Source organism: Deltaproteobacteria bacterium, assembly GCA_030654105.1.
Lineage (GTDB): Bacteria > Desulfobacterota > SM23-61 > SM23-61 > SM23-61 > JAHJQK01.
The window spans coordinates 1-2,642 of record JAURYC010000151.1 but is presented as its reverse complement, the minus strand read 5'-3'; the positions used below and the strand labels follow the sequence as shown (position 1 = coordinate 2,642).

At 50.3% G+C, this 2,642-nt stretch carries 4 protein-coding genes; 1 reads left to right on the top strand and 3 read right to left on the bottom strand.

The features are described 5' to 3' along the window. Positions 1-10: 10 nt before the first annotated feature. The gene (locus tag Q7V48_06230; protein ID MDO9210333.1) at positions 11-802 is read right to left on the bottom strand and encodes an enoyl-CoA hydratase/isomerase family protein; all 792 of its coding nucleotides are present in this window, start codon (positions 800-802) and stop codon (positions 11-13) included. Positions 803-863: 61 nt separating this feature from the next. Further along, on the bottom strand, positions 864-1,544 hold the full coding sequence (locus tag Q7V48_06225; GenBank protein ID MDO9210332.1) for a lysophospholipid acyltransferase family protein: 681 nt from the start codon (positions 1,542-1,544) through the stop codon (positions 864-866). A gap of 263 nt (positions 1,545-1,807) precedes the next feature. Between Q7V48_06225 and Q7V48_06220 the strand changes: the two genes are divergently transcribed. Beyond that, complete coding sequence (locus Q7V48_06220) at positions 1,808-2,299, top strand: ferritin-like domain-containing protein (protein ID MDO9210331.1); 492 nt, start codon at positions 1,808-1,810, stop codon at positions 2,297-2,299. Positions 2,300-2,502: 203 nt separating this feature from the next. Here the strand turns inward: Q7V48_06220 and Q7V48_06215 are convergent, their stop codons facing one another. Beyond that, on the bottom strand, positions 2,503-2,628 hold the full coding sequence (locus Q7V48_06215; GenBank protein ID MDO9210330.1) for a phosphomethylpyrimidine synthase ThiC: 126 nt from the start codon (positions 2,626-2,628) through the stop codon (positions 2,503-2,505). Positions 2,629-2,642: the final 14 nt, after the last annotated feature.

The following is a 2,642-nucleotide window of genomic DNA, read 5'->3' as shown; positions in this document are numbered from 1 at the left end:
ACTCGAAACTTTATTTCCTCTTCAACAAGGTGGCCAACCCCTTTTGCAAGGTCTCGGGAAAATCCTTGGCCGTGATCAAAAGGCTCTGGACGTAAGCCTCGATTTCCATATGGGCCATTTTGTCAAGGCCCGCCCCCCAGTCAATTGCCCGCTTGGCCAGGCCGAGTGCCAGGGAAGGTCTTTGCAGCAGCTTATCGAGAAAGGCTCTGGTTTTTTCTTCCAGGGTTGCTTCGGGGAATATCTGGTTAACCAGGCCGATCTCGTAAGCTCGTTTAGCCGGAAGCATATCCCCGGTCATTATCATTTCCTTGGCCCATACCGGGCCGAGCATGCGCGTCAAGCGCGTCGTACCGCCGCAATCCGGAATTAAACCCAGGATGATTTCGGGTACCCCCAAGGTGGCGTTCTCGCCGGCGAGGCGAAAGTCAGCCGTCAAAGCCAGTTCCAGACCAAGGCCGCCGCAGAAACCATGTATCTTGGCCACTACGGGTTTCTCGATGCGTTCGATCTTGTTAAGAATAGAATGGATGGCATCAATGCCTTCCCGTAAGCGAATTCCCGGGGCTCTCCCATCGTCTCGGGCCACGGTGGCCAGGTAGTTAAAGTCGATGCCGGCAGAGAAAGCCGTTCCTGCACCTTGCAATAAAATAATTCGGGCTTCAAGGTCAAGGCTGAGTTCGGAAAAAGCTTTCTGGATTCCTTCCAGGATTTCTCCGTTGATGGCATTCCGTTTTTCCTGACGGTTGAGAGTGATGGTGCCAATACGATCTTTCACTTCCCATTTAACGAGTTGGCTCTCCATAACAACTCCTCCTTATTCTTTGAATCAAAAGGATTCAAGGGAAAAAATCTTGTTTGAACGTTTACTTCTTTAGGTCTTCAAGAACTACACTTGAAGCCTTGACTCCTCGACCCCTTTTTTTAAGCCCGCTCAATTCAGCAATGTCGCTGATGATCCGGCGGGTAAATTCTGGCCCATCGGCTTCCCCATCGGCGTACAAAGGCCAGCCAATTTTTACCTGCACCTCGGTCCTAAATTTCCTGGCATCATATCGAATTCCCATGGGGATAAAGGGGATCCTTTTCCCCCCCTTCCAGCCCATTTTCTCCTGAACGCGCAGGATACGTTGGATGAAACGATGCTTTCCCCAGCCCATGGAGTTGGGGTAATAGGTCCCTTCCGGAAAAAGAACGATGAACTCTCCTTTTTTTAAAAGCTCTTCCACGTAACGGAAAGAATCCAGGCTTTTTAAGGGTTTTTGGCGATCTATGGGGATACCCCCTAAGAAGGAGATAAAATGGCGAATCACGGGATAGACGAAGAGTTCTTGCTTGGCAATGAAATTCAACGGTTTTTGAGCAGCCAAGCCAATGATGGGGGTGTCCGTCCAGAACTGATGTTTCGGCAAGAGGATCCCGGGGCCATCCATGGGGATTTTTTCCTGGCCGTCCACCTTCAGGCAGTAAATCGTGTGCAGACTGGCATGGCTAATGATCTGGACGATTCGGTAGAGCAAATCGTTTCGGCGAAGGCTCAATTCCATTCCTTTCCAATCCTTAACGGTCCCAAATTAGCATAGGCAGGCAGGGGAATCAACAAGATATGGGTGGAAGAATCAATGCCTTATGATAATTCGCCAAGCTCTTCTATGGCTGAGTCAAGACGAAAGTGCGAGAAGGTCGGGAAATAGCGGCTACATGAAAAACTGGGAAAGGGCAATAATCTTTTCCCCCTTGACGCCTTGATAGGGGCTAGAGATAATTAAAGAAGTGCCAAACTACATCAACCTCAAAAAGGGAGGGCAACATGAGCCAGAAAGTCATCGATCTTTTGAATGCCGCTCGCTCCAGGGAATTGGCCGCTATCAGCCAATATATGATTCAGCACTATGAACTGGAAGATAGCGATTTCGGCAAGCTGGCGAAAAAAATGAAGGAAATTGCCATCCAGGAGATGAAGCATGCGGAAGCGCTTGCGGAGAGGATTCTGTTCCTGAAGGGGACTCCCATGACCAAGCCCGATGCGGAAGCCAAGAAAGGCCTGGAAATTGAGGCCATGTTGACCACGGACATCGCCCTGGAGAGTCAGGCGATCAAAATGTACAATGAGGCGGGGAAACCTGCGCCCAGGAAAAAGACCAGATTTCCAAACAATTGTTCGAAAAACTCCTCGGTGAAGAGGAAGAACATCTCAATTTCTTCGAAAACACCAAGGAACATCTCGCGAAACTGGGGGCTGTATACCTGGCCAGCCTCACCGGCGCATGAGAATAAAATGACGGCTCCGTCTCCCGCCTGAAGTCGGAGACGGAGCCGATTGAAGATCAAAGAAGATGGCTTCGCAAAAAGTCTTCAGATAGATGGCAATGTAAAAAGCTCTCCGCCTTAGGCGGACAAGGCGCGCAAATCCTGAGGAGTGAGGCGTACTTTCAGGTACGCCGCAACGACAAAGGATGCAGCGCAATCCGCCTCAGGCGGACAGATGGACTTTTTACGAAGCCATCAAAGAAGGTTGGCTACTTTTTTGATGGCGCAAAGTTCTCCGCACATGGTACAGACATCGCTTTCTTTGGGCATGCGGGATTCGCGGAGTTTACGCGCCCTCTCTGGATCTACTGCAAGCCGGATCTGTTCCGGCCAGT

Bases quoted from the DNA above. Each gene is read 5' to 3' on its own strand.
- Q7V48_06220 (MDO9210331.1), top strand. From the start codon at position 1,808: ATGAGCCAGAAAGTCATCGATCTTTTGAATGCCGCTCGCTCCAGGGAA.
- Q7V48_06230 (MDO9210333.1), bottom strand. From the start codon at position 802: ATGGAGAGCCAACTCGTTAAATGGGAAGTGAAAGATCGTATTGGCACC.
- Q7V48_06225 (MDO9210332.1), bottom strand. From the start codon at position 1,544: ATGGAATTGAGCCTTCGCCGAAACGATTTGCTCTACCGAATCGTCCAG.